The organism is Streptomyces sp. NBC_00306, from assembly GCF_036169555.1.
Lineage (GTDB): Bacteria > Actinomycetota > Actinomycetes > Streptomycetales > Streptomycetaceae > Streptomyces > Streptomyces achmelvichensis.
This window is the reverse complement of record NZ_CP108032.1, coordinates 3,698,866-3,721,980: the sequence shown is the minus strand read 5'-3', so window position 1 is coordinate 3,721,980 and position 23,115 is coordinate 3,698,866. Positions and strand designations below refer to the sequence as shown.

Below are 23,115 nucleotides of genomic sequence, written 5' to 3'. Positions count from 1 at the left end.
GAAAGGTCTAGTCCACTGCGTCCGATTGTTGCGTGAGCGTACAAACTCCGGGGGTGCGGACACGTGTCTGCGCGCCCCCGGAGCCGCCGCGGGCCCAGGGCCCCGGCTCAGCGGATCCGCCTCACGTCAGGATCACGCTGCGCGTCAGGTTCCTCGGCCGGTCCGGGTCGAAGCCCTTGGACTCCGCCAGGATCACCGCGAGACGCTGCGCGCGGATCAGGTCGGCCAGCGGGTCCGCCCCCTGGTTCGCGACCAGCGTGCCGCCCACCCGTGAGACGTCCACCGACAGGCCGTCCGGCAGTGCACCGAACACCCAGGCCACCCGGCCCGGACCGGTGATCGAGATCGGCCCGTGGCGGTACTCCATCGCCGGGTACGACTCCGTCCAGGCGCCCGCCGCCTCCCGCATCTTCAGTCCCGCCTCCAGGGCGAGCCCGTAGGTCCAGCCGCGGCCGAGGAACGTCCACTGCTCCGCGCCGAGGACCGCCTCCGGCAGCGGTTCGGTGACCGCGAGTTCCGCGTCCACGGCCGCCTCGGCGACCGTCTTGACGCCGGGGATGTCGCCGAGGCCCGCCCGCAGGAACGCCAGGGCCGTCGTCGCGAACCGGGTCTGGACGACCGAGTCCTCGTCCGCCCAGTCCAGCACCGCCACCGAGTCCGCGGCCTCCATCACCGGCGTCTTGGGGTCCGCGGTGAGTGCCAGCGTCGGCACCCTGCCCTTCAGCGCGGTCAGCAGCTCCAGGACCTCGGTCGTGGTGCCGGAACGGGTGATCGCGACCACCCGGTCGTAGGACCGGCCGGCCGGGAACTCGGACGAGGCGAACGCGTCGGTCTCGCCGAGCCCCGCCGCCTCCCGCAGCGCCGCGTAGGCGATCGCCATGAACCAGGACGTCCCGCAGCCGGTGACGGCCACGCGCTCACCCGGCCGCGGAAATCCGTCGAAGGCGGCGGCGGCGTCGGCCGCCCGGCGCCAGCAGGTGGGCTGAGTGGCTATCTCTGCTGCGGTACGGGACATGCGGCAAGGCTCCTAGCGCGTACGCGGACGGGGGACCGGTATCGGCCTCGTGCTGCCGAAACGGCCTGGCAGGTCGTGCTTAGCAGGCCGCGGCGGAAGCGGGCAATGCTGACCCTGAGTGGGACAGACGTTGCAGAAGAGATACCGCGTGGAGTAGACCTCTACCCTTCGCATGGTGAAAAATCGTCGCTCATCTCGCGAGACGTCACGGGGGACGTCGTGCGGGGCGGACGGGGGGACGGTCGGGGGACCAAATCCAACAAGCAGCAGAGGGTGGGGCAAGAGAGTTGTGCACCGGCATTTCTTGGGTCTGACAGCGGCGGTCGCCGCGCTCGGTATGACGGTTGCCCTCGCGGGCTGCGGCAGCTCCGGCGGTTCCTCGGACGTCACCCTCACCTTCGTGGCCGCGGACTACGACGTCGCGGGCGGCGAGAGCAGCAAGAAGTACTGGGCCGACCTCGCGGCCGCGTTCGAGGCCGAGAACCCCGGCATCAAGATCGACGTCCGGATCGAGTCCTGGAACGACGTCGACCGCAAGGTCGCCGAGATGGTCAAGGCCGACAAGGCCCCGGACATCGCGCAGATCGGCGCGTACGCCGACTACGCCGCCACCGGCAAGCTCTACACCGCCGACCAACTGCTCTCCATCCCCGTGCAGTCCAACTTCCTCGGCCCGCTCGTCGACGCCGGCGAGCAGAAGCGTGTGCAGTACGGCCTGCCCTTCGTCGCCTCCACCCGGCTGCTCTTCTACAACAAGAAGCTGTTCAAGGAAGCCGGGATCAAGGGCGAGCCGACGACCTGGGAGGAGCTGCGCGAGGATGCCGAGAAGCTCGCGCAGAACACGGACGTCAAGTACCCCTTCGCGCTGCCGCTCGGGCCCGAGGAGGCCCAGGCCGAGACCATGATGTGGCTGCTCAGCGGCGGTGACGGCTACGTCGACCCGGTCGGCAGATACGCGATCGACTCCACGCAGAACATATCGACCCTCGAGTGGGTGAAGACCAACCTCGTGGAGAAGGAGCTCACCGGCCCCGTCGCGCCGGGCAAGCTCAACCGCAAGGACGCCTTCGCCGCCTTCACCCGCGGCGAGGTCGGGATGCTCAACGGCCACCCCTCGCTGATGAAGGCCGCGGCCAAGGCGAACATCGAGCTCGGCAAGGTGGCCATGCCCGGCCGCACCGGCAAGCCGAAGGCCGCGATGGGCGTCGCCGACTGGATCATGGGCTTCAAGCAGAACGGCCACAAGGTCGAGATCGGCAAGTTCCTGGACTTCGTCTTCGACGACAAGAACGTCCTCGACTTCGCCGGACAGAACGATCTGCTGCCGGTGACGATCTCCGCGTCCGAGGCGATGCAGAAGGACCCGGAGCACCAGGATCTGAAGGAGTTCCTCCAGGAGCTGCCGACCTCGGTCCTGCCGCCCGTCGGCAAGACCTCGTGGGCCGCCGTGAGCGAGAGCGTCAAGCAGAACATCGGCAAGGCGGTCGATCCCGAGGGAGACCCGCAGACCGTGCTGCGCCAGATCTCCCAGAAGGCGACGACCGAGGAGAACGCCGAGTAACGCGCCCCTGCCGGCGCCGGTGCCACACAGCCGGCCCGGGAAGGCCGAGCCGTACGCACCGCCGCACCGGGGGACACCCCGCCGATATGTTGGACCGTATGACCGAGCACCAGGCGCTGTCCGACCGTGACCGGGCCGTCCTGGCCATGGAGCAGCGCTCCTGGCCGGGCCCCGGCGCGAAGGAGCGGGCCATCAGGGAGCAGCTCGGCATCTCCCCGGTGCGCTACTACCAGCTCCTGAACGCCCTCCTCGACGACGAGCGGGCCCTCGCCCACGACCCCGTCACGGTCAACCGGCTCCGCCGTGTCAGGGACGCCAAACGATCGCGCCGCTAGGGTCGTGGCATGGGCAGCTCTCCGTATGTGCATCCTCTGCCGTCACCGTCGACGCCGGCGGGCCGTGAAGGCCTGGCCGCGCTTCTGGCCCGTCCCGGCAAGGCGGTCGTCGCCCTCGATTTCGACGGCACGCTCGCCGAGATCGTGCCCGACCCCGAGCAGGCCCGCGCGCATCCCGAGGCGGTGCCCGCGCTGGCTCAGCTCGCGCCGCGGGTCGGCTCCGTCGCCGTGGTCACCGGCCGCCCGGCGGGCGTCGCGGTCCGCTACGGCGGTTTCGCCGGGGTGCCCGGCCTGGACCATCTCGTCGTCCTCGGGCACTACGGCGCCGAGCGCTGGGACGCGGTTACCGGGACCGTGAACACGCCCGCCCCGCATCCGGGCGTCGCCGCCGCCCGCGCCGAACTGCCCGGCTTCCTCGACGAGATCGGCGCCTGGCAGGGCACCTGGATCGAGGAGAAGGGGCAGGCGGTCGCGGTCCACACCCGCCGGGCCTCGGACCCGCAGGCCGCGTTCGAGGCGCTGCGCGATCCACTGGCCGGGCTCGCGGCCCGTCACGGTCTGATCCTGGAGCCGGGCCGTATGGTCCTGGAGCTGCGCCCGCCGGGCATGGACAAGGGCGTGGCACTGGCGGAGTACGTGCGCGAGGTGGACGCCGAGGCCGTCCTGTACGCGGGCGACGACCTCGGTGATCTGCCGGCCTACGCGGCCGTGGAGAAACTCCGCTCGGACGGCGTACCCGGTCTGCTGGTGTGCTCCGGCACCGCGGTGCCGGAGCTGGCGGAGCGCGCCGATCTGCTGCTGCCGGGCCCGTCAGCCGTCGTGGCGTTCCTGGCCATGCTCGCGCAGCGCCTCTAGCTGGTCGAGGAACCACCGCTGCGGCGGCAGCGCCGTCGCAGCGGTGGCCAGCCGCTTGGTGTGCCGGGCCCGTTCGTCGTGCGGCATGGTCAGCGCCTCGTGGAGCGCGTCCGCGGTGCCGGTCACGTCGTACGGATTGACCGTGACCGCGTCGTCGCCGAGCTCCTCGTGCGCGCCCGCCTCCCGGGAGAGCACCAGTGCGCAGCCGTCGTCGGAGACCACCGGGATCTCCTTGGCGACGAGGTTCATGCCGTCGCGGATGGGGTTGACGAGAGCCACGTCGGCCAGCCGGTAGGCGGCCAGCGAGCGGGCGAAGTCGTCCTGCACATGGAGGACGACCGGGGTCCAGCCGTCCGTGCCGTACGTGGCGTTGATCTCGTCGGCGACCCGCTGCACCTCGGCCGTGTAGTCGCGGTACACCGCGAGGTCCTGCCGGGAGGGATAGGCGAAGGCGACGTGGACGACGCGCTCGCGCCATTCGGGCCGGGTGTCGAGCAGATGCCGGTAGGCGAGCAGCCCGCGGACGATGTTCTTGGACAGTTCGGTGCGGTCCACCCGCACGATCGTCTTCCGGTCCGGGCCGATCTGCTCGCGCAGGGTGGCCATGCGCTCGTCGACGTCGGCCTCGTGGGAGCGTGCCCGCAGGAAGTCCGCGTCGGCGCCGAGTCCGTGCACGGCCACCTCGGTGGTCCGCGCCGAGGCCCGTCCGGTGCGCGCGTGCTCCACGTACCGCCGGGGATCGCCGCTGGGGAAGTGCGCGGCCGCCTGCTCCAGCCGGTCGGCGCAGGACATGAACGCGGTCGCCCACCGTGAGGTCAAAAACCCCAGCCGGTCGGCGCCGAGCATGCCCCACAGCAGCTGTTCGGCGATGTCGTCGGGCAGCATCCGGAAGTAGTCCACCGGTGCCCACGGGGTGTGGGAGAAGTGGCCGATGCGCAGGTCGGGGCGCATTTCGCGGAGCATGCCCGGCACCAGGCACAGGTGGTAGTCCTGCACCAGCACCGCGCCGCCCTCGTCCGCGTGCTCGGCGAGTGCCTCGGCGAAGGCCCGGTTGTAGCTCTCGTACGCGCCCCACTGGCGGCGGAACTCGGCGTCGAAGGCCGGCTCCAGCGGGGTCTGGTACAGCATGTGGTGGACGAACCACAGCACCGAGTTCGCGATGCCGTTGTACGCGTCGGCGTGGACGGCCTCGTCGATGTCGAGCATCAGGACCCCGTCCGCGCCCTCTCCGCGCCGGACCGCCTCGCGGTCGCCGTCGCCGAGCGCGGCGCACACCCACAGGGCGTCCGCCTCGGACCCGATGGCGGAGAGTCCGGAGACCAGGCCGCCGCCGCCGCGCTTGGCGTCGAGGCTCCCGTCGTCCTTCAGGGTGTACGAGATGGGGCCGCGGTTCGACGCGACGAGGACCTGCGCAGCGGAATGCTCGGAGACCATGTGCCGAACCTAGCCCGTCCTGTAATCCCTCAAACGTGCGTACGCCCCCGCGCCGCCCGTCACTGGTTACGGCGTCCCCGGGTGGCGGCGACGGCGACGACACCGGCCGCGGTGAGGCTGAGGGCGAGGCCGCCCAGCAGCCACAGGCGTTCGGTGCTGTGCCCGTCGCCCCCGGCGATCGTGGCGGCCGGAGGTGCCATGCCGACCGTGGTGGCGATGACGACGGCCAGTGTGCCGAGCAGCGTGGTGAGTCTGAGCGCGCCGCGTCGGGAGCCCGTCCTGCGCTGTGTGTCCGGAACCTGTGCATCCATAAGTACGATATTCATGCAAAGTGTCCGGTTGTCTTCGGTTATGCCGCGCGACGCGCCGCATACTCACCGATCTCGCGCATCGGCGGACGCTCCTCGGTGTCCACGGCGTGCGTCCGTGGGACGAAGCCGTCCGAGCCCCGCTCGAACTGGGTCAGCGAGGGCCGCACCAAGTGCCCGCGGGAGAGCCTCAGTTGTGCCGTGCGGTAGATGGCGGCCGCCATCCTGCCGAGTGCCTGCCCGTCCTGATGGCGGTGCCGGCGCTCTCCCACGTCCACCTGCGCCAGCGCGTCCAGGCCCACGGTGTGCAGCGCGTCGACGAGAAGCCCCAGCTCCACGCCGTATCCGACCGGGAAGGGCAGCCGTTCCAGCAGCGAGCGGCGGGCCGCGTACTCGCCGCCCAGTGGCTGGACGAATCCGGCCAGCTGCGGCCAGTGCAGATTGAGCAGCGGGCGCGCCACCAGCTCCGTCACCCGGCCGCCCTGGCCGGCGACGTCGCCCAGGGGCCGGTCGTACATCGCCTTCACGAACTGCACGTCCGGATCGGTCAGCAGCGGGCCGACGATCCCGGACACGAAGTCGGCCGAGAACTCCCTGAGGTCCGCGTCCACGAAACAGACGATGTCGCCCCGCGTCACCATCAGCGAGCGCCACAGCACCTCGCCCTTGCCGGGGACGGCCGGGATGCCGGGCAGGATCGCGTCCCGGTGGACCACCCGCGCGCCCGCGGCGGCGGCCACCGCGCCCGTACGGTCGGTGGAGCCCGAGTCGATCACCACCAGCTCGTCGACGAGCGGAAGGGGCCCGGACATCAGCTCGCGCCGGATGACGGTGACGATCTGCCCGACCGTCGCCTCCTCGTTCAGGGCGGGGAGCACCACGCTGACCGTGGTGCCCTGCTTGGCCGTGACCAGCCGGTCCACCGGGCGGTCCGCCGCCGACCAGGACCGCCGGGACAGCCAGCGCTCCACCTCTTCCAGCACAGGATCTCCATCTCGCGGATCGGACGACCATCTCAACCGTCCGGGGTGTCGGTTACAGTCTTGAACAACGCGCGGGACCGTCGCATGCCGGGGGTCCCACGCCGACAATCGAATACCGCTCATCCAGAGGGGCAGAGGGATACGGCCCGTTGAAGCCCCGGCAACCCTCCAGCCGGTCTCCGTTGCGCCGCCCGTCCATGGGACGTGGCAGCCACCGCGAGGCTCCCGGCTAGGGAAGGTGCCAAGTCCGTCTCGTGACGAAATGCGTCACGGGGAAGATGAGGAGAAAGGGCCTCGCCACCATGGCTGTGCAGACTGTCGCCAGCACCACCCCCGTCGACCTGGGACCGGCCGCGGCGCTCTCGTGCCGCGAATGCGGGGAGCGTTTCGAACTCGGCCCGATCTTTGCCTGTGCCTCGTGTTTCGGGCCGCTGGAAGTCGCCTACGACCTCCCGAGCGGTGACCCCGAAGGGCTGCGGAAGCGGATCGAGGCGGGTCCGGACAACATCTGGCGGTACGCGCCGCTGCTGCCCGTGCCGGCCGATGTGGCCGACAAGCCGAACATCAACCCCGGCTTCACCAAGCTCGTCAAGGCCGACAACCTCGCCCGTGAGCTGGGCGTGACCGGCGGTCTCCACATCAAGGACGACTCCGGCAACCCGACGCACTCCTTCAAGGACCGTGTCGTCGCGATCGCCGTCGAGGCCGCCCGTGCCTTCGGCTTCACCACGCTCTCCTGCTCCTCCACCGGCAACCTCGCGGGTGCGGTCGGCGCCGCCGCCGCGCGCGCCGGCTTCCGCTCCTGCGTGTTCATCCCGCACGACCTGGAGCAGGGCAAGGTCGTCATGGCCGCGGTGTACGGCGGCGAACTGGTCGGCATCGAGGGCAACTACGACGACGTCAACCGCTTCTGCTCGGAGCTCATCGGCGACCCGCTCGGTGAGGGCTGGGGCTTTGTCAACGTCAATCTTCGGCCGTATTACGGAGAGGGCTCCAAGACCCTCGCCTACGAGATCTGCGAGCAGCTCGGCTGGCGGCTGCCCGACCAGATCGTCATCCCGATCGCCTCGGGCTCGCAGCTCACGAAGATCGACAAGGGTCTCCAGGAGCTGATCAAGCTCGGTCTGGTCGAGGACAAGCCGTACAAGATCTTCGGCGCCCAGGCCGCGGGCTGCTCGCCGGTGTCGACGGCCTTCAAGGCCGGGCACGACGTGGTCCGCCCGCAGAAGCCGAACACCATCGCCAAGTCGCTGGCGATCGGCAACCCCGCCGACGGCCCGTACGTCCTCGACATCGCGCGCCGCACGGGCGGCTTCGTGGAGGACGTGGATGACGAGCAGATCGTCGACGCGATCAAGCTGCTGGCCCGTACCGAGGGCATCTTCGCCGAGACGGCGGGTGGCGTGACCGTGGGTGTGACGCGGAAGCTGCTCGAGGCGGGCGTGCTCGACCCGTCGCTCACCACCGTCGTGCTCAACACCGGCGACGGTCTCAAGACCCTGGACGCGGTCGCGCCGACCACCGGCCCCAGCGCGACCATCCGCCCGAGCCTGGACGCGTTCCGCGACGCCGGCCTGGCCGGCTGACACCCCCGAGACTCAAGGAAGGCACGCAGCATGAGCGTCAACGTCCGCATCCCCACCATCCTCCGCACGTACACGGGCGGCCAGGCCGAGGTCCCGGCGGAGGGCGCGACGCTCTCCGAGGTCATCGCCGACCTGGAGAAGAACCACACCGGTATCGCCGCCCGTGTCCTGGACGACCAGGGCAAGCTGCGCCGCTTCGTGAACGTCTACGTCAACGACGACGATGTCCGTTTCGAGCAGGGTCTCGAGACCGCCACGCCCGACGGCGCCGGCATTTCGATCATCCCCGCCGTCGCCGGCGGCTGATACGCACCGTCACCGCTGTTGCCCCCTCCGCGAGAGAAGCGGAGGGGGCAATTCTGCATGGTTGAGCGCGGTACAGTTGGGGAAGTCCCCGCCGCTGCCCGTGCCCGCCGCATATGAGAATGCGCCCTGGCGCGACAAGAAGCAGCCAATGTGGTCGATCAAAATGCCTCTTAAGTGTCATTTGCCGGGCCCGAGTTGCCCTGGATCTTCTTGAATTAGCGTCAAAGGTCCGTTCCCGTGCGCCCAGATTTCTCGTCCGATTGACCTGTTGCAGAGGGCAGTTGGACAGATACATTCAGCCGCGGTCGACGCGTTCCGACGCACATCCCGAGGGCCTCCTTCCACCTCTGGCGGAGGGAATTCTCGGTGGTGAGGTATGACCCGGGTCCGCGAAGTGCGGTCCTGTGCAAGGGCCAGTAATAGGGGAGTTAGGCATGGCTCAGGGCACCGTCAAGTGGTTCAACGCGGAGAAGGGGTACGGCTTCATCGCGGTCGACGGTGGTGCGGATGTTTTCGTCCACTACAGCGCGATCCAGATGGACGGCTACCGCACCCTGGAGGAGGGTCAGCGAGTCGAGTTCGAGATCTCGCAGGGCCAGAAGGGTCCGCAGGCGGACATGGTCAAGCTCGCCGTCTGATCTCGGCGCGATCGGCCACCGACGCACTCACGCGACACTCACGAGGGGCCCGCATCCCACCAGGGAGGCGGGCCCCTCGTGCATGCCCGGGGCGGGCGGATTCGAACCCGCCGCCCCTCGTCGGGGCTTCGTCGAAGCCGCTTGCACTCGAGGGGGTCGAGTGCTAATCATTGGCGTTAGCACTCTGCAGGTGAGAGTGACAACTTTATGGACCGGGCCGGTGAGGTCCGAGGGCCGTCGGGGCAAGGAACCGTACGGCTCTCAGGCCGTCCGTCGCGGGCGCCAGCGCGGTCCGGAAGCAATCCTCCCCCGTAGCCCTGCGGGCGCGGGGGGACCCCCAAGTCCGGGAGGACCACTTCACATGGCCAAGATCATCGCGTTCGACGAGGAGGCACGGCGCGGTCTCGAGCGCGGGATGAACCAGCTCGCCGACGCCGTCAAGGTCACCCTTGGCCCCAAGGGTCGCAACGTCGTCCTCGAGAAGAAGTGGGGCGCCCCCACGATCACCAACGATGGTGTGTCCATCGCCAAGGAGATCGAGCTCGAGGACCCGTACGAGAAGATCGGCGCCGAGCTGGTCAAGGAAGTCGCCAAGAAGACGGACGACGTCGCCGGTGACGGTACGACCACCGCGACCGTCCTCGCCCAGGCGCTCGTCCGTGAGGGCCTGCGCAACGTGGCGGCCGGCGCCAACCCGATGGCCCTCAAGCGCGGCATCGAGCGTGCCGTCGAGGCCGTCTCCGGCGCCCTGCTGGAGCAGGCCAAGGACGTGGAGACCAAGGAGCAGATCGCTTCGACGGCCTCCATCTCCGCCGCCGACACCCAGATCGGCGAGCTCATCGCCGAGGCGATGGACAAGGTCGGCAAGGAAGGCGTCATCACCGTCGAGGAGTCCCAGACCTTCGGTCTGGAGCTGGAGCTCACCGAGGGTATGCGCTTCGACAAGGGCTACATCTCGGCGTACTTCGCCACCGACATGGAGCGTATGGAGGCGTCGCTCGACGACCCGTACATCCTGATCGTCAACTCCAAGATCGGCAACGTGAAGGACCTCCTTCCGCTGCTCGAGAAGGTCATGCAGTCCGGCAAGCCGCTGCTGATCATCGCGGAGGACGTCGAGGGCGAGGCCCTGTCCACCCTGGTCGTCAACAAGATCCGTGGCACCTTCAAGTCCGTCGCCGTCAAGGCCCCGGGCTTCGGCGACCGCCGCAAGGCGATGCTGAACGACATCGCCATCCTCACGGGCGGCACGGTCATCTCCGAGGAGGTCGGCCTCAAGCTCGAGAACGCCGGCCTGGACCTGCTGGGCCGCGCCCGCAAGGTCGTCATCACCAAGGACGAGACCACGATCGTCGACGGTGCCGGTGAGAGCGACCAGGTCCAGGGTCGTGTCAACCAGATCCGTGCCGAGATCGAGAACAGCGACTCGGACTACGACCGTGAGAAGCTCCAGGAGCGCCTCGCGAAGCTGGCCGGCGGCGTGGCCGTCATCAAGGCCGGTGCCGCGACCGAGGTCGAGCTCAAGGAGCGCAAGCACCGCATCGAGGACGCGGTGCGCAACGCCAAGGCCGCCGTCGAGGAGGGCATCGTCGCCGGTGGTGGCGTGGCTCTGCTCCAGGCTTCCTCGGTCTTCGAGAAGCTCGAGCTCACGGGCGACGAGGCGACCGGCGCCAACGCCGTGAAGCTCGCGCTGGAGGCCCCGCTCAAGCAGATCGCCGTCAACGGTGGTCTCGAGGGTGGCGTCATCGTCGAGAAGGTCCGCAACCTGCCCGTCGGCCACGGCCTGAACGCCGCGACCGGTGAGTACGTCGACATGATCGCCGAAGGCATCATCGACCCCGCGAAGGTGACCCGCTCTGCCCTGCAGAACGCGGCCTCCATCGCGGCGCTGTTCCTCACCACCGAGGCCGTCATCGCCGACAAGCCGGAGAAGGCCTCCGCGGCCGCTCCGGGCGGCATGCCGGGCGGTGACATGGACTTCTGATCCTTCCGGATCGGACCCGTCCTTGACCGAGGGCGGCACCTCTCTCCCAGGAGGTGCCGCCCTCGGGCGCGTTGTGGGGCGCCCGGGGTTCCTCAGCCGCTGCCCGGCCCGGGCCGCCGTGCGCCGTCCGCGCCCGCCCGGTGCCGGCGCCTCAGCACTCGCCGCGCCACGTCACCTTCGTGAACGCGACGTCCGCGCCGAAGGACTGGGAGTAGTTGCCCGGTCCGGGGTTGAAGTGGAGGCAGCTCGTGTAGGTGCCGCCGCTGCCGTCCGCCCAGCCCCATTCGACCTGAATGTGGTCCTGGCCGGGGAAGGGCGTGCCGTTGTTGAAGATGGACATGCCCACGGCCCTGCCGGACCAGTTGCGGTCCGACTTCGCGACGAGCCTGCCCTCCTGGATCAGGTCCGAGTAGATGCAGAAGTAGCCCTTGCCGCACCCCGGCGGATTCGGTGCCGCCGAGGCGGCCGGCGCGCTCCCCAGCACGCCCGCGAAGGCCGCGACCGCGGCCAGGGTTCCGAGCATTCGCTTGCGCATCGGTGTTCCTCTCTCTGGAAAGGTCGTTCGAGGAGGGACGGCCCGCCGGCCGTCGCTGTATGAGCGCAGCGCAGTGCCGCGGGTGGGGTGCCGGACGTCGGCCACCGCGGGCGCGGCCCCTACGGGCCGGGTGGGGCAAACCCCCCTGGGAACAGGCCAGGAGGCACCGTGGGAGCCGGGCGCCGGTTCCGCGAGGGTCATCACATGCGAATCCTCGGCAGTACGACATCCGGCTTCACCGCGGCGGCGCTCACCCTCCCGGTCCTGGCGACGACGCTCCTCGCCCTCCCGGCGCCCGCCTCGGCCTCAACTCCCCTGCCGGACCCGGCAGTCCGCTGGGAGAAATGCACCGGTACGGGACTCGACCCGCGCCAGGAGTGCGCGGACATCTCCGTACCGCTCGACCACGCGAAACCCCGGGGGCCGCAGACCACCCTCGCCGTCTCCCGCATCCGCAGCGAGAGCCCCGACAGACGACGTGGCACCCTGCTGATCATCCCCGGAGGACCCGGCGGCTCCAGCATCAACGATCCCTCGGGCAAGGGGAAGAAGCTGCCCCAGTCGGTGCGCGACGCCTACGACATCGTGGGCTTCGACCCGCGCGGCGTCGGCCGCAGCACACCGGTGAGCTGCGGTCTCACCCACGACGACCTCGCCCTGGTGAACGTCAGGGGATGGCCCGCCGCGGACGGCAGCATCGACAAGAACACCGAGACCGCCCGCCGCCTCGCCGCCGCCTGCGCCACGAACGGGGGCGAGGTGATGCGCAGCATCAGCACCCGCAACGAGGCCCGGGACATCGACCGCATCCGGCAGGCACTCGGCGAGCGCAGGCTGTCCGCCTGGGGTCTGTCGTACGGGACGTACGTGGGAGCCGTCTACGCCCAGATGTTCCCCCACCGCACCGACCGCTGGGTCCTGGACAGCAGCGGCGACCCCGACCCGAAGCGGGTGGCCCGCGGCTGGCTCGCCAACTACGAGATCGCCGTCGAGGACGCCTTCCCCGACTTCGCCGCCTGGGCCGCGGACCCCGCCAACCCCGACCGCCTCGCCGCGACGCCCGCCGAGGTCCGGCCGATGTTCCTCGCGCTCGCCACCCGCCTCGACCGTGCACCGATCCCGTGGGCCGGCGCCAACCCGGCGGAACTCAACGGCAACGTCCTGCGGCAGACCCTGCTGGACAGCCTCTACTCCGTCACGCGATTCCCCGCGCTGGCCAAGCTGATGGCCGCCGCCCGCGACGGCCGCGAACTCCCCGCCGCGAACACGCCCCCGGACCAGGTCATGCAGAACTCGGTCGCCGTCACCGGCGCCACCATCTGCAACGACGTCGACGCCTGGCCGGCCACCGACCCGGCACCCTACGCCCGCGACGTCGCCAGGAGCCGTGCGCAGTACCCCCTCACCGCGGGCATGCCGAGGAACATCTGGCTGTGCGCCTTCTGGAAGGACAAGCCGCGCGAGCGGCCCACCCGCATCACCCCGGACGGCGGCCCCTCGAACGTCCTCATGATCCAGACCCGGCGCGACCCCTCCACACCGCTCGCCGGTGCGCTGAAGATGCGCGAGGCGTTCGGTGCGCGGGCCCGGATGGTCACGGTCGACACCGTGGGCCACGGCGCCTACGTCGCCAACGGCAACGCCTGCGGGGACGACGCCGTGACCACCTTCCTGCTCACCGGCGAACGCCCGGCCCGCGACAAGGCCTGCTAGTCGCGCTTCAGACCGGCGACGAAGGCGGACCAGGCGGCGGCTCTGAACATGAGTTCGGGGCCGCCGCTGTTCTTGGAGTCGCGTACGGGGACGAAGCCGGGGGAGTTGTCGGCGACTTCGAGGCAGTTGCCGCCTTCGCCGCCGCTGTGGGTCGACTTGCGCCAGGTGGCCATCTCCAGGCAGTTGCCGCCGTCGCCGCCGCTGTAGCTGGACTTGTGCCAGACCGCTGTTGCCAGGTCGAACTCAGGGTTGCTGATCCTCATGTGCGTAATCCTCCGCCACTGACGAGATCAAGGCCAAGGACGTTTCCGGTGACAGTGCGGTGGCCCCGACCAGATCGTAAGACAGTTCGTGGCGAGTGACCGTGGCCGGATCATCCACCAACTGGCCGGTTCCCAGACCGTTGACGTAGGCGAGCGGTGGCGCATCGGGGAATGTCATCAATTTGAGGCCGCCATCAGAAGCCGCGTGCGCACCCGCCGCGAACGGCAGCACCTGCACGATGATGCGGTGCCGCCGCGCCAGCCCCGCCACATGTTCCAGCGTCTCCGCCATCACTGCCGTCCCGCCGACCTTCCTCCGTAACACCGCCTCGTCGAGAACTGCCCACAACTGAGGCTTTGTTGGATGGGTCAGCAGCCGCGCCCGGTCGAGCCGGGCCTCCACCAGCTCATCGATGACGTCCTCGGCGGCGGTCGGCTGATACGCCCGGAACACTGCCCGCGCATACGCCTCCGTCTGAAGCAGCCCCGGCACCAACAGCGGCGCGTACTCCCGGATCGTCGTCGCGGTCGCCTCCGCTTCCGCCGCCTCGGCGAAGTGGTCCGGGTAGCGCGACTTGTTGGAGACCTCGCAGTTGCGGGTGAAGAACCCGTTCGTCCCGAGGATCTCGTCTATCTGGTGCGCGTACTCGGGCAGCATCCTGCGCGTACCCGCCTCCATCTGGCCGATGTACGAGCCGCTGACGAACAGCGGTCTGCCCAACTCGTCCTGGGTGAGACCCGCTTGGTCGCGTGCGTGGCGCAGCTCGGCGCCCAGCAGGGCGCGGGGGGATGAGGAGGGATCGAGATCCTTGGGTCCTGGCAAGACAACTCCCTGGCCGACAGGTCGCGTTGTTGGGCCGCCGTCACTGTTCAGGCTAGCCAGTGACGGACACGCTGGGTGAGGAAAGCGAACACTGAGTGTGGAGGTGCCTGGTCATGGTGGTGCGTTCGGCGGAGCGGCTGCGGGCCGCCGAGGAGGTGGTGGCCCAGTTGCGGCAGGGCCTCGACGTGGTGTCGGTGACGCTGCCGTCGCTACGGGTCGATCTGGTGTCGCTGGCGAGTTCGGCGCCGTATCCCTTGGTGGAGCTGGGGCGTTGCAACCTCGACACCGCGCTGCGGCTGGCGGCGGTGCTTCAGGGGCTGGAGAAGTGAGCGGGCAGGTGCCGGAGGCGGGCACGTACGCCGTCGATGTCCGGGACGGGCGCGTGGGGCTGGTCATGGGCCGCGTCGGTACCTGTGTGCAGCTGCGGCCCGTGGGCGGCGGACGGGAGTGGGACTGCCCGCCCGAGGACGTACGGCCGGCGCCGCCCGCCGAGGTGCTGAGGGCGCGGGTGCGGCAGCTCAACGCGGAGGGCCGGCTGCCGTGAACGGGTGGTGAGGGCGGCTCAGGCGTTCTCATGCTTCTCTCACCGCGCACTCAACCGGCCATCACGCCACCCGCCTAACTTCCAGCCATGTTCTTCACCTACCTCCGGCGCGAACTGCGCCGCCGCAGAAAAGCGGCGCTCGTCGTCGCTTCGGGACTCGCTCTCGGAATCGCGCTGGTCATCGTGGTCAACTCGGTCTCGTCCGGGATGAATCGCGCCCAGGACAAGGTCCTGGAATCGCTGTACGGGCTGGGCACGGACATGACCGTCACCAAGGCCGCCGCGCCGCCCGGGGAGGGCGAGACGACGCGGCGGCCCCGGTTCGAGTTCGACGCGCAGGACAACGACGACACCGCCGAGCAGGCGCGGGACCTGGTGATGGTCCAGGGCTTCGAGACACTCGCCTCGTCGACCGTCGCGCAGGTCGGCAAGCAGGACGGCGTGGGAGACGCCGTGGGCGGCCTGAGTGTGCGGGTCATGAAGGTCAACGGGCAGTTCAGGCGCGGAGAGGCCGCTCCCGCACAGCCGCGACAGGGCGGACCCGGTGGCGGTGGCGGCGGTGGTGGCGAAGTGCAGGGCGGCGGTGCTGCCTTCGACGTCGACTCGTACACCGCGTACGGGACGGACGTCACCGAGCAGGACCTCGGCCCGCTGACCTCGTCGAAGATCACCTCCGGGCGTACGTTCAAGGCGACCGAGACCAACGCCAAGGTCGTGGTGCTCGACAGCGCGTACGCCAAGGAGAAGAGTCTCGGCGTCGGCAAGACGCTCACCATCTCCAAGATCCCGTACCAGGTCATCGGTATCGCGACGGCCGACAGCGGGGACGCCGCGGCCAATGTGTATCTGCCGCTCACCCAGGCGCAGTCGCTGGCCGGCGCCAAGGACAAGGTCACCACGGTCTATGTCCGGGCGAAGGACTCGCAGCGGATCGACGCGGTGAAGCAGACGATCCAGAAGAACATCTCGGGTACGACCGTGACGACATCGGCTGATCTGGCCGACACCGTCTCCGGGTCCCTGTCCACCGCGTCCGACCTCGCCTCGGGGGTCGGCAAGTGGCTGTCGATCCTGGTGCTCGTCGCCGCGTTCCTGGTCGCCGGGCTGCTGACCTCGTCCGCGGTGAGCCGGCGGGTGCGGGAGTTCGGGACGTTGAAGGCCCTGGGGTGGAAGAGCGGCCGGGTGACCCGGCAGGTGGCCGGGGAGGCCCTGGTCAACGGGCTGTTCGGCGGCGCGCTCGGTATCGCGCTGGGGCTCGCCGGAGCGTGGCTGATCACGACGTTCAGTCCGACGCTGACCGCGCAGCTCGGCGGCGGGGGAGGCGGGGCGGGCGGTGGCCGGATGTTCGGCGCCGGTCCGGCGGTCCAGGGCGGTCCCGGCTCCGCGTCCCGTGCGCTCGACATCGCACTCACCGCGCCGGTCTCGCTGACCACGATCGGTCTCGCCGTCGCGCTCGCCGTGGCGGGAGGACTCGTGGCGGGCGGCTTTGGCGGCTGGCGTGCGTCCCGGCTCCGCCCCGCCGACGCGCTGCGCCGCGTCGAGTGACGCGGCGACCGCAGCAGCCCTTCTCATCCATGTGCAACAGGAGTTGATGATGTACGAGCTCAGTGGCGTCACCAAGCGCTACCGGCGCGGCAAGGACACGGTGCACGCACTGGCGGGCGTGGACCTCACCATCGAGGACGGCGGTCGGCTGGTGATCCAGGGCCCGACCGGCGGCGGCAAGTCGACGCTGCTGCAGATGCTCGGCGGGCTGGACCGGCCGTCGGAGGGCAGCGTGGTCCTGGACGGGACGGATCTCGCGACCCTGCCGGAGGCGCGGCTGACCCGGGTCCGTGCGGAGAAGATCGGGTTCGTCTTCCAGAGCTTCAACCTGATCCCCACGCTCACGGCGCAGGAGAACGTGGAGACCGCGCTGGTGCCGCTCGGCCTGAGGACGGCCGAGCGGCGGGAGCGGGCCGCGGAGGCGCTCGGCTCGGTGGGGCTCGGCGAGCGCCTGAGACATCTGCCGGGTGAGTTGTCGGGCGGTCAGCAGCAACGGGTCGCGATCGCCCGCGCGTTGGTCAAGCGGCCGGCGGTGCTGCTGGCGGACGAGCCCACCGGAAACCTCGACGAGTCGATGCGGGACGAGATCATGGAGGTGCTGGAGTCCCTGTGGCAGGAACACGCCTTCACCTTCGTGATGGTGACGCACGACTCGGCGCTGGCGGGGCGGGCGAGGCGGGTGGCGGTGATTCGTCAGGGGAGGGTGACGATGGAGGAGCGTGCGGCAGCGGGCACGTCCAGCCCGTCCGGCGATTGAGGACATGCCCGGAGGGCGTGCTGTGCGACGAGACGTGCGGGTGGTCTGCCGGGGCGCTGCCCCGGGCCCCGCGCCTCAATCGCCGGCGGGGCTTGATTGTGTGCGGGGCAGGTAATTCCAGCCCGTCCGGCGATTGAGGACACGCCCGTAGGGTGTGCGGTGCGACGAGACGTGCGGGTGGTCTGCCGGGGCGCTGCCCCGGACCCCGCGCCTCAATCGCCGGCGGGGCTTGAATGTGCGGCCAGATGCCCCGGCGGGGCTTGATTTTGTGCGGGGCAGGTAATTCCAGCCCGTCCGGCGATTGAGGACACGCCCGCAGGGTGTGCCGTGCGACGAGAGCCGCGGGCGGTCCGCCGGGGCGCTGCCCCGGACCCCGCGCCTCAATCGCCGGCGGGGCTTGAATGTGCGGCCGCAGGTCCCGGCGGGGCTTGATGTCGTCAGACGCCCGCCGGGCTGAACTCCCGCTGCTTGGCGTCCGGCGCAGCCTCCGCCGGCGCCGCGTTCAGGTCCGTCAGCATCTGCTTCGTGAAGCCGAACCAGTACGTCGCCAGGAAGCCCACCGCGTACCCGGCCAGCAGCCCTCCCGCGTAGATCGCGATCGTCTCGCCCAGGCCCTTGTTTCCGTCGACCAGCGGGAACAGGGCCCAGCCCGACGGGCCGATGGCCGTCGAACCGACCTTGTCGCCCAGCATGTTGAACAGGCCCACGAACCCTCCGCCGAACGCGCCGCCGATGCAGGCCGTGATGAACGGGCGGCCCAGCGGGAGCGAGACGCCGTAGATCAGGGGCTCGCCGACACCCAGGACACCCGCGGGGAGGGCGGACTTGATGGTGTTGCGGATCGAGGTGTTGTGCGGGAGTCGGGCGTACACGGCGACCGCCGCGCCGACCTGGCCCGCGCCCGCCATCGCCAGGATGGGGAGCAGGACCGTGAAGCCCTGCTGCTCGATGAGCGTGGCGTGGATGGGGATCAGCGCCTGGTGGAGGCCGAGCATCACCAGCGGGAGGAAGAGTCCGCCGAGGACGAAGCCGGCGCCCGCTCCGCCGCTGGCGAGCAGCCAGTTGGCGAAGTCGCCGATGGCCGTGGAGATCTCACCGGCCACGAACATCAGGCCGAAGTTGGTGACCAGGCCGGAGACGAGGACGGTCAGCGTCGGGGTGACCAGGACGTCGAGGGAGGCCGGCACCACGCGGCGGCACCACTTCTCGACGTACACCGCGAGGATCGCCGCGGCGAGCGCGCCCAGTACTCCGCCCTGGCCGGGGGAGAGCTTCTGGCCGAAGGCCTCGATGTTGGCGACGCCGGGGAAGACGATGATCGCGGCGACCGCGCCGCCGAGGATCGGGGTTCCGCCGAACTCCTTCGCGGTGTTGTAGCCGACGAAGACCGCGATCAGCGCCATGAAGCCGCTCGCCATGGCGGCGAGCGCGGGGGTGACGGACGGCAGCCAACCCAGGTTGATGAGCAGGCCGTTGAGACCGGCGATGATGCCGCAGCCGATGAGGGCGGGGATCAGCGGGACGAAGATGTTCGCGATCTTCCGCAGGAAGAGCTTGAAGGGGGTGGAGTTGCGCGACTTCCGTTCCGCCCTGATGGCCGCACCCCGGTCGGCGAGCGCTTCCGCGGTGACCGGCGCCTCCGCGATCAGTGCCTCGAACTCGGGGGTGACGCGGGCGACGGTGCCCGGTCCCAGCACGATCTGGTAGGTGTCGTCGTCGACCACCCCCATGACGGCGGGCAGCGCGGTGAGTTCCTCGTCCCGGACGAGGGAACGGTCGCGCAGACCGAGGCGGAGACGGGTCATGCAGTGGGCGACGGACGTGACGTTGGCGGCGCCTCCGACGAGGGGGAGGATCGCTGCCGCCGTCGCCTTGTGATCGATCGTGCTCATGGTGCGGGTGCCTTGCTGTGCGGGGGCGGGGGACGTGCCAGGGAGGGGCGGATCAGAGAGCGGACTGGAGTGCGGCCCGGAGGTGGCCCCGGGATTCGTCAAGGAGACGGCGGGCCGTGGCGGCGTCCACACCGGCCAGGATGGTCAGGATCGCCTCCTTGACCTCGCCGTCCGTGGCGGCGAGCGCCGCCTCGATCTCCTCGTCGGCCGCTTCGGTGGCGAGCGCCACGATCCGCCGCGAGCGGGCCCGCAGCTTCTCGTTGGAGGCGCGGACGTCGACCATGAGGTTTCCGTACGTCTTGCCGAGCCGGATCATCGTGATCGTCGAGATCATGTTGAGGACGAGCTTCTGCGCCGTACCGGCCTTCAACCGTGTCGAGCCGGTCAGCAGTTCGGGTCCGACGACGACCTCGATGCCGTGGTCGGCGGCCGCGGCGAGTGCGCTGTCCGCGTTGCAGGAGAGTCCGACGGTCAGTGCGCCGAGGGCGCGTGCGTGCTCGACGGCGCCGATGGCGTACGGGGTGCGGCCCGATGCGGAGATCCCCACGACGGTGTCATCGGCGGTCAGCCGGAGCCCGTCCAGGTCGGCGGCGGCCAGTTCCTTGCTGTCCTCCGCGCCCTCCACGGCCTTGACCATGGCGGAGGGCCCGCCCGCGATCAGGCCCAGCACCTCGGAGGGGTCGGTGTTGAAGGTGGGCGGGCACTCGCTGGCGTCCAGCACGCCGAGCCGGCCCGCCGTGCCCGCGCCCGCGTACACCAGCCGGCCGCCGCGGGACATGCGCTCCGCGGTGGCGTCGATGGCGGCGGCGATCCGCGGCAGCTGGGCGGCGACCGCGTCGGGGACGGTGCGGTCCTCGCCGTTCATGATGCGGGCGATCTCGAGGGTGGACTGCTGGTCGATGTCGGCGAGCTCCGGCCGGAACGCCTCGGTGGTGAGCGTGGCCAGCTGAGCGCGGAGTTCGCCGTATGCGGGCGACGTGGAGGTCATGGAGGTGCGGCTCGGCTTTCTCATGAGGGGGGTGATCAGCGGGAGCGCGGGCTGTGCCGGTGCGCGAGGGCCTCGTAGGAGGCGGCGAGGGCAGGGGCCGCCGTCTCGTACGTGCGCTGCGCGACGCCTATGAACAGGCAGTCGACGACGAGGAGCTGACTGGTGCGCGAGGACATCGCGGCCGGGCGCAGCTCGCTCTCGCGCGCGGTGGACGTGGTCAGTACGTGGTCGGCGTACTGCGAGACGGGTCCGTCCGGGCGGCCGGTGATCGCGACGGTGGTCGCCCCGCGGTCGAAGGCGACCCGCAGCGGTTCGATGACATCGCCGGTGGAGCCCGAGTGGGTGATCGCGATGGCCACGTCGCCGGAGCGCAGCTGCACGGCGTTGGTGACGGCGAGGTGGGGGTCGCTGTGGGCGTGGGCGATCAGGCCGATGCGCAGCAGCTTCTGGGCGAGGTCCATGCCGACGAGCGAGGACGCGCCGACGCCGTAGATGTCGATGCGGCGTGCGGTGGCCGCGGCGGAGACCGCCGCGCCGAGCTGGACGGTGTCGAGCCCGGCGGCGGTGTCCGCGAGGGTCTGCTGCTCGTCGTAGGCGAGCTTGGTGACGACGTCGGCGATGGGGTCGTCGACGGCGATGTCCGCGGTGACGCTGGGGGCGCGGCCGGACTGCTGGTGGGCGGCCAGGCCGGCCAGCGCGAGGCGCAGGTCGCGGTATCCGGGGTAGCCGAGGAGACGGGCGGTGCGCACCACGGTGGCCTCGCTGGTGCCCGTGAGCTCCGCGAGACCGGTGACCGTGAGGGCCGCGCAGCCCGCCGGGTCCTCGGCGACGGCTTCGGCGACCCGCTGCATGGAACGGGTCATGGACGGCGTGAGCGTCCGCACCTTCGCCGCGAGGGCGGCGGGGGCGGGCGGAGCATCGCCGCTGAAAATTTCCTTCACTGGATTGGTCACCTCTGAAAGATATTTTCGCTTTTCGCCGGTCGTCAACCCCCCTCCGCGGCGGAGAGCTGGGCGGATGCATCACACCGGCCCCCCGGACGCAGGGCCGGTTGGGTGACAATGTCTGCATGGACGACGCCAACCCGATCGAGCAGGCCCTGCACACGGCGCGCTCCCTGGTCCTCGCCGACCTCGCCGCCCGCGATGTGGCCGACGCCGCGGTGGTGTCCCTGGTCGAGGAGGCCGTGACCCACCGCCGCTGGTGGGTCGAGCAGTGGCCGGAGGGCGTCGAATACGTCGCCGGTCTGGTTGCGCAGGACGTCCAGGACGCGCTCCTGGAGCGCTACGGCCGCTGGCCGCTGTGCCCGGTCTGCGACGCCGGTGACCCGCACGCCCTGGACGTCGAGCCGGAGCTGGGCGCGGACCCGCACTGGGTCTGCGGCAAGGCGGGCGTGGTCGTGGCCCGGGTCGGCGGTCTGGCATGACGGTGTACATCGATCCGCCGACGTGGCCGGGCCACGGCCGTATGTGGTCGCACCTGATCAGCGACGTCTCGTTCGCGGAGCTGCACGCGTTCGCGCAGTCGATCGGCTGCCCGGCCACCGCCTTCGAGCGGGACCACTACGACGTCCCCTCGCACCGCTACGGGGACGCGGTGGCGGCGGGCGCGGTGCAGGTGTCGAGCCGTGAGGTGGTCGGCCTGCTGACGCGGGCGGGGCTGCGGCGGCCGAAGGGCCGCGCGGTCTGAGCGCCGGACCGGCTGCCGGTGTGCCGCCGGAGGGGCGTCAAGGGTGTCCGGCGCGCGGTCACACAGGCGGCCGCCGCGCGGCCGGAAGAGCGTGCTCGCGCCGGCGCGTCAATCGGTGGTCGGGCGACAGACGCCGACCCCGGGCACGGTGCCGGGCACGTCCGCCGTCTCGTGTCGCGTGGAGGAGGCGATCACGCGCGACCTGCCGTGCAGACGCAGAGAGATCCCGACCAGGGCCAGCGCGGCGATCGTCATCGCGGCGCCCGCCCACGCCGTCGAGGCGAAGCCGAAGTCCGCGTCGATCACCGTGCCGCCCAGCCAGGGGCCGCCCGTGTTGCCCACGTTGAACGCGGCGGTCGTCGTCGCGCCCGCCAGCGTGGGCGCCGCACCCGCGACGTTGAACATGCGGGCGTTGAGGGCCGGGGCGGTGAAGAAGGCCGAGAAGCCGAGCAGCAGCGTGAGCACGACGGTCGCCGCCGGGTTGGGCGCGAACAGCGCCAGCGCCGCCAGCAGGACCGTCGAGGCGGTGATGCCGCTCAGCAGGACACCGAAGAGGTGCGCGTCGGCGACCCGGCCGCCCACCGTCGTACCGATCAGCGCGCCGATCCCGAAGAGGGCGAGCACGCTCGGCACCCAGCCGGCGTCCAGGCCCGAGACGTCCGTGAGCAGGGGCGCCAGGTAGGAGAAGGCGCAGAAGACACCGCCCGCCGCGAGTGCGGTGATCGCCACGGAGAGCCAGACCTGACGGTCGCGGTAGATCGACAGCTCACGCCGCAGCCGCGGCTTCTCGTCGGGCAGCGGGATGCGCGGGATCAGGGTCACGACACCGGCCAGCGCGATCGCGGAGGCGGCGGCGACGGCCCAGAACGCGGAACGCCAGCCCAGGTGCTCCCCGAGGAACGCGCCCGCCGGGACGCCCAGGACGTTGGCTATGGAGAGCCCGCCGATCATCACGCCCATGGCGCGGGCGCGCGAGGTGAACGGCACCATCGCGATGGCGACCGCGGCGCCCACCGCCCAGAAGCCCGCGCAGGCGAGGGCGCTGACCACCCGCGACGCGAAGAGGATCTCGTACGTCGGTGCCAGGGCACCCGCGATCTGGCCGAGTCCGAAGAGCGAGATCAGGGTGACGAGCGTGGTCTTGCGGGGCAGCCGCAGCGTGGCCACCGCGAGCAGGGGCGCGCCGACGACCATGCCGATCGCGAAGGCCGAGATGAGCAGGCCGGCCCGGGGGATGGAGACGTTCATGTCGTCCGCGATGGGCGGCAGCAGCCCGGAGAGCATGAACTCGCTCGTCCCGAGCGCGAAGACGGACAGCCCCAGGATGTAGACGGCGAGGGGCATACGGGAACGGCGCTCGG

General features: G+C 70.6%; 25 protein-coding genes and 1 riboswitch. Of the genes, 14 read left to right on the top strand and 11 right to left on the bottom strand.

Going from position 1 to position 23,115, the window contains the following annotated elements; all coding sequences use genetic code 11:
* Positions 1–121: 121 nt before the first annotated feature.
* Complete coding sequence (locus OHA05_RS16450) at positions 122–1,015, bottom strand: SIS domain-containing protein (RefSeq protein ID WP_313945610.1); 894 nt, start codon at positions 1,013–1,015, stop codon at positions 122–124.
* A 289-nt stretch (positions 1,016–1,304) separates the two neighbouring features.
* Here OHA05_RS16450 and OHA05_RS16445 point away from each other — a divergent pair, with 289 nt between their 5' ends.
* From OHA05_RS16445 to otsB, 3 genes are all read left to right on the top strand, one after another.
* Positions 1,305–2,576: an ABC transporter substrate-binding protein gene (locus OHA05_RS16445; protein WP_443043707.1), complete on the top strand. Its 1,272-nt coding sequence runs from the start codon at positions 1,305–1,307 to the stop codon at positions 2,574–2,576.
* Between the two features lie 86 nt (positions 2,577–2,662).
* Complete coding sequence (locus OHA05_RS16440) at positions 2,663–2,911, top strand: DUF3263 domain-containing protein (RefSeq protein WP_313945611.1); 249 nt, start codon at positions 2,663–2,665, stop codon at positions 2,909–2,911.
* Positions 2,912–2,920: 9 nt separating this feature from the next.
* Positions 2,921–3,766, top strand: a complete 846-nt coding sequence (gene otsB, locus OHA05_RS16435) for a trehalose-phosphatase (RefSeq protein WP_313945612.1) — start codon at positions 2,921–2,923, stop codon at positions 3,764–3,766.
* On the opposite strand, the gene OHA05_RS16430 is transcribed toward otsB, so the two are convergent.
* Genes OHA05_RS16430 through OHA05_RS16420 form a run of 3 tightly spaced genes read right to left on the bottom strand, consistent with a single transcriptional unit; the run spans position 3,722 to position 6,491 of the window.
* Entirely contained in the window at positions 3,722–5,200 is a 1,479-nt protein-coding gene (locus OHA05_RS16430; RefSeq protein WP_328861022.1) for an alpha,alpha-trehalose-phosphate synthase (UDP-forming), read from the bottom strand. The two genes, otsB and OHA05_RS16430, sit on opposite strands and share 45 nt — an antisense overlap.
* Before the next feature lie 59 nt (positions 5,201–5,259).
* A complete protein-coding gene (locus OHA05_RS16425) occupies positions 5,260–5,511 on the bottom strand; it encodes a hypothetical protein (RefSeq protein WP_328861021.1) in 252 nt (83 codons plus the stop codon).
* Positions 5,512–5,549: 38 nt separating this feature from the next.
* The gene (locus tag OHA05_RS16420; RefSeq protein WP_313945615.1) at positions 5,550–6,491 is read right to left on the bottom strand and encodes a glucosyl-3-phosphoglycerate synthase; all 942 of its coding nucleotides are present in this window, start codon (positions 6,489–6,491) and stop codon (positions 5,550–5,552) included.
* A gap of 116 nt (positions 6,492–6,607) precedes the next feature.
* Positions 6,608–6,776, top strand: a riboswitch (SAM riboswitch).
* A gap of 17 nt (positions 6,777–6,793) precedes the next feature.
* Between OHA05_RS16420 and thrC the strand changes: the two genes are divergently transcribed.
* From thrC to groL, 4 genes are all read left to right on the top strand, one after another.
* Positions 6,794–8,077, top strand: coding sequence for a threonine synthase (thrC, locus tag OHA05_RS16415; RefSeq protein ID WP_313945616.1), 1,284 nt, complete (start codon positions 6,794–6,796; stop codon positions 8,075–8,077).
* Between the two features lie 30 nt (positions 8,078–8,107).
* Positions 8,108–8,383 (top strand): MoaD/ThiS family protein, encoded by a 276-nt coding sequence (locus tag OHA05_RS16410; RefSeq protein WP_313945617.1) that lies wholly within the window; start codon positions 8,108–8,110, stop codon positions 8,381–8,383.
* Between the two features lie 434 nt (positions 8,384–8,817).
* A complete protein-coding gene (locus tag OHA05_RS16405) occupies positions 8,818–9,021 on the top strand; it encodes a cold-shock protein (RefSeq protein ID WP_005315736.1) in 204 nt (67 codons plus the stop codon).
* Between the two features lie 361 nt (positions 9,022–9,382).
* A complete protein-coding gene (groL, locus tag OHA05_RS16400) occupies positions 9,383–11,005 on the top strand; it encodes a chaperonin GroEL (protein WP_313945618.1) in 1,623 nt (540 codons plus the stop codon).
* Positions 11,006–11,156: 151 nt separating this feature from the next.
* On the opposite strand, the gene OHA05_RS16395 is transcribed toward groL, so the two are convergent.
* Entirely contained in the window at positions 11,157–11,540 is a 384-nt protein-coding gene (locus tag OHA05_RS16395) for a hypothetical protein (protein ID WP_313945619.1), read from the bottom strand.
* Positions 11,541–11,744: 204 nt separating this feature from the next.
* Between OHA05_RS16395 and OHA05_RS16390 the strand changes: the two genes are divergently transcribed.
* Positions 11,745–13,253 (top strand): alpha/beta hydrolase, encoded by a 1,509-nt coding sequence (locus tag OHA05_RS16390; RefSeq protein ID WP_328861020.1) that lies wholly within the window; start codon positions 11,745–11,747, stop codon positions 13,251–13,253.
* Here the strand turns inward: OHA05_RS16390 and OHA05_RS16385 are convergent.
* Both OHA05_RS16385 and OHA05_RS16380 read right to left on the bottom strand, forming a co-directional pair.
* Complete coding sequence (locus OHA05_RS16385) at positions 13,250–13,516, bottom strand: DUF397 domain-containing protein (RefSeq protein WP_313945621.1); 267 nt, start codon at positions 13,514–13,516, stop codon at positions 13,250–13,252. The two genes, OHA05_RS16390 and OHA05_RS16385, sit on opposite strands and share 4 nt — an antisense overlap.
* Entirely contained in the window at positions 13,497–14,339 is an 843-nt protein-coding gene (locus OHA05_RS16380) for a helix-turn-helix domain-containing protein (RefSeq protein ID WP_313945622.1), read from the bottom strand. Before OHA05_RS16380 ends, OHA05_RS16385 begins: the two co-directional genes overlap by 20 nt.
* Before the next feature lie 113 nt (positions 14,340–14,452).
* Here OHA05_RS16380 and OHA05_RS16375 point away from each other — a divergent pair, with 113 nt between their 5' ends.
* The 4 genes from OHA05_RS16375 (at position 14,453) to OHA05_RS16360 (ending at position 17,185) form a co-directional block, all read left to right on the top strand.
* Positions 14,453–14,668: a hypothetical protein gene (locus OHA05_RS16375; RefSeq protein ID WP_313945623.1), complete on the top strand. Its 216-nt coding sequence runs from the start codon at positions 14,453–14,455 to the stop codon at positions 14,666–14,668.
* On the top strand, positions 14,665–14,883 hold the full coding sequence (locus OHA05_RS16370) for a hypothetical protein (RefSeq protein ID WP_313949148.1): 219 nt from the start codon (positions 14,665–14,667) through the stop codon (positions 14,881–14,883). The genes OHA05_RS16375 and OHA05_RS16370 overlap by 4 nt, the downstream gene beginning before the upstream one ends.
* Positions 14,884–14,970: 87 nt before the next feature.
* Complete coding sequence (locus tag OHA05_RS16365; protein ID WP_328861019.1) at positions 14,971–16,428, top strand: ABC transporter permease; 1,458 nt, start codon at positions 14,971–14,973, stop codon at positions 16,426–16,428.
* Positions 16,429–16,477: 49 nt separating this feature from the next.
* The gene (locus OHA05_RS16360; protein WP_328861018.1) at positions 16,478–17,185 is read left to right on the top strand and encodes an ABC transporter ATP-binding protein; all 708 of its coding nucleotides are present in this window, start codon (positions 16,478–16,480) and stop codon (positions 17,183–17,185) included.
* 437 nt (positions 17,186–17,622) lie between these two features.
* Here the strand turns inward: OHA05_RS16360 and OHA05_RS16355 are convergent, their stop codons facing one another.
* From OHA05_RS16355 to OHA05_RS16345, 3 genes are read right to left on the bottom strand one after another with little or no spacing between them, the layout of a single operon-like run.
* Positions 17,623–19,077, bottom strand: coding sequence for a PTS transporter subunit EIIC (locus OHA05_RS16355; RefSeq protein WP_328861017.1), 1,455 nt, complete (start codon positions 19,075–19,077; stop codon positions 17,623–17,625).
* A gap of 52 nt (positions 19,078–19,129) precedes the next feature.
* Positions 19,130–20,089, bottom strand: a complete 960-nt coding sequence (gene murQ / locus OHA05_RS16350; protein ID WP_313945627.1) for an N-acetylmuramic acid 6-phosphate etherase — start codon at positions 20,087–20,089, stop codon at positions 19,130–19,132.
* Positions 20,090–20,100: 11 nt separating this feature from the next.
* Complete coding sequence (locus tag OHA05_RS16345; protein ID WP_313945628.1) at positions 20,101–21,018, bottom strand: MurR/RpiR family transcriptional regulator; 918 nt, start codon at positions 21,016–21,018, stop codon at positions 20,101–20,103.
* A gap of 116 nt (positions 21,019–21,134) precedes the next feature.
* On the opposite strand from OHA05_RS16345, the gene OHA05_RS16340 reads away from it, so the two are divergent.
* Positions 21,135–21,491: a hypothetical protein gene (locus tag OHA05_RS16340; protein WP_313945629.1), complete on the top strand. Its 357-nt coding sequence runs from the start codon at positions 21,135–21,137 to the stop codon at positions 21,489–21,491.
* Positions 21,488–21,754 carry a DUF4031 domain-containing protein gene (locus OHA05_RS16335; protein ID WP_327682932.1) on the top strand — a complete coding sequence of 89 codons (267 nt, stop codon included), beginning with the start codon at positions 21,488–21,490 and terminating at the stop codon, positions 21,752–21,754. The genes OHA05_RS16340 and OHA05_RS16335 overlap by 4 nt, the downstream gene beginning before the upstream one ends.
* A 108-nt stretch (positions 21,755–21,862) precedes the next feature.
* Here the strand turns inward: OHA05_RS16335 and OHA05_RS16330 are convergent, their stop codons facing one another.
* Positions 21,863–23,098 carry a Cmx/CmrA family chloramphenicol efflux MFS transporter gene (locus OHA05_RS16330; protein ID WP_313948958.1) on the bottom strand — a complete coding sequence of 412 codons (1,236 nt, stop codon included), beginning with the start codon at positions 23,096–23,098 and terminating at the stop codon, positions 21,863–21,865.
* Positions 23,099–23,115: the final 17 nt, after the last annotated feature.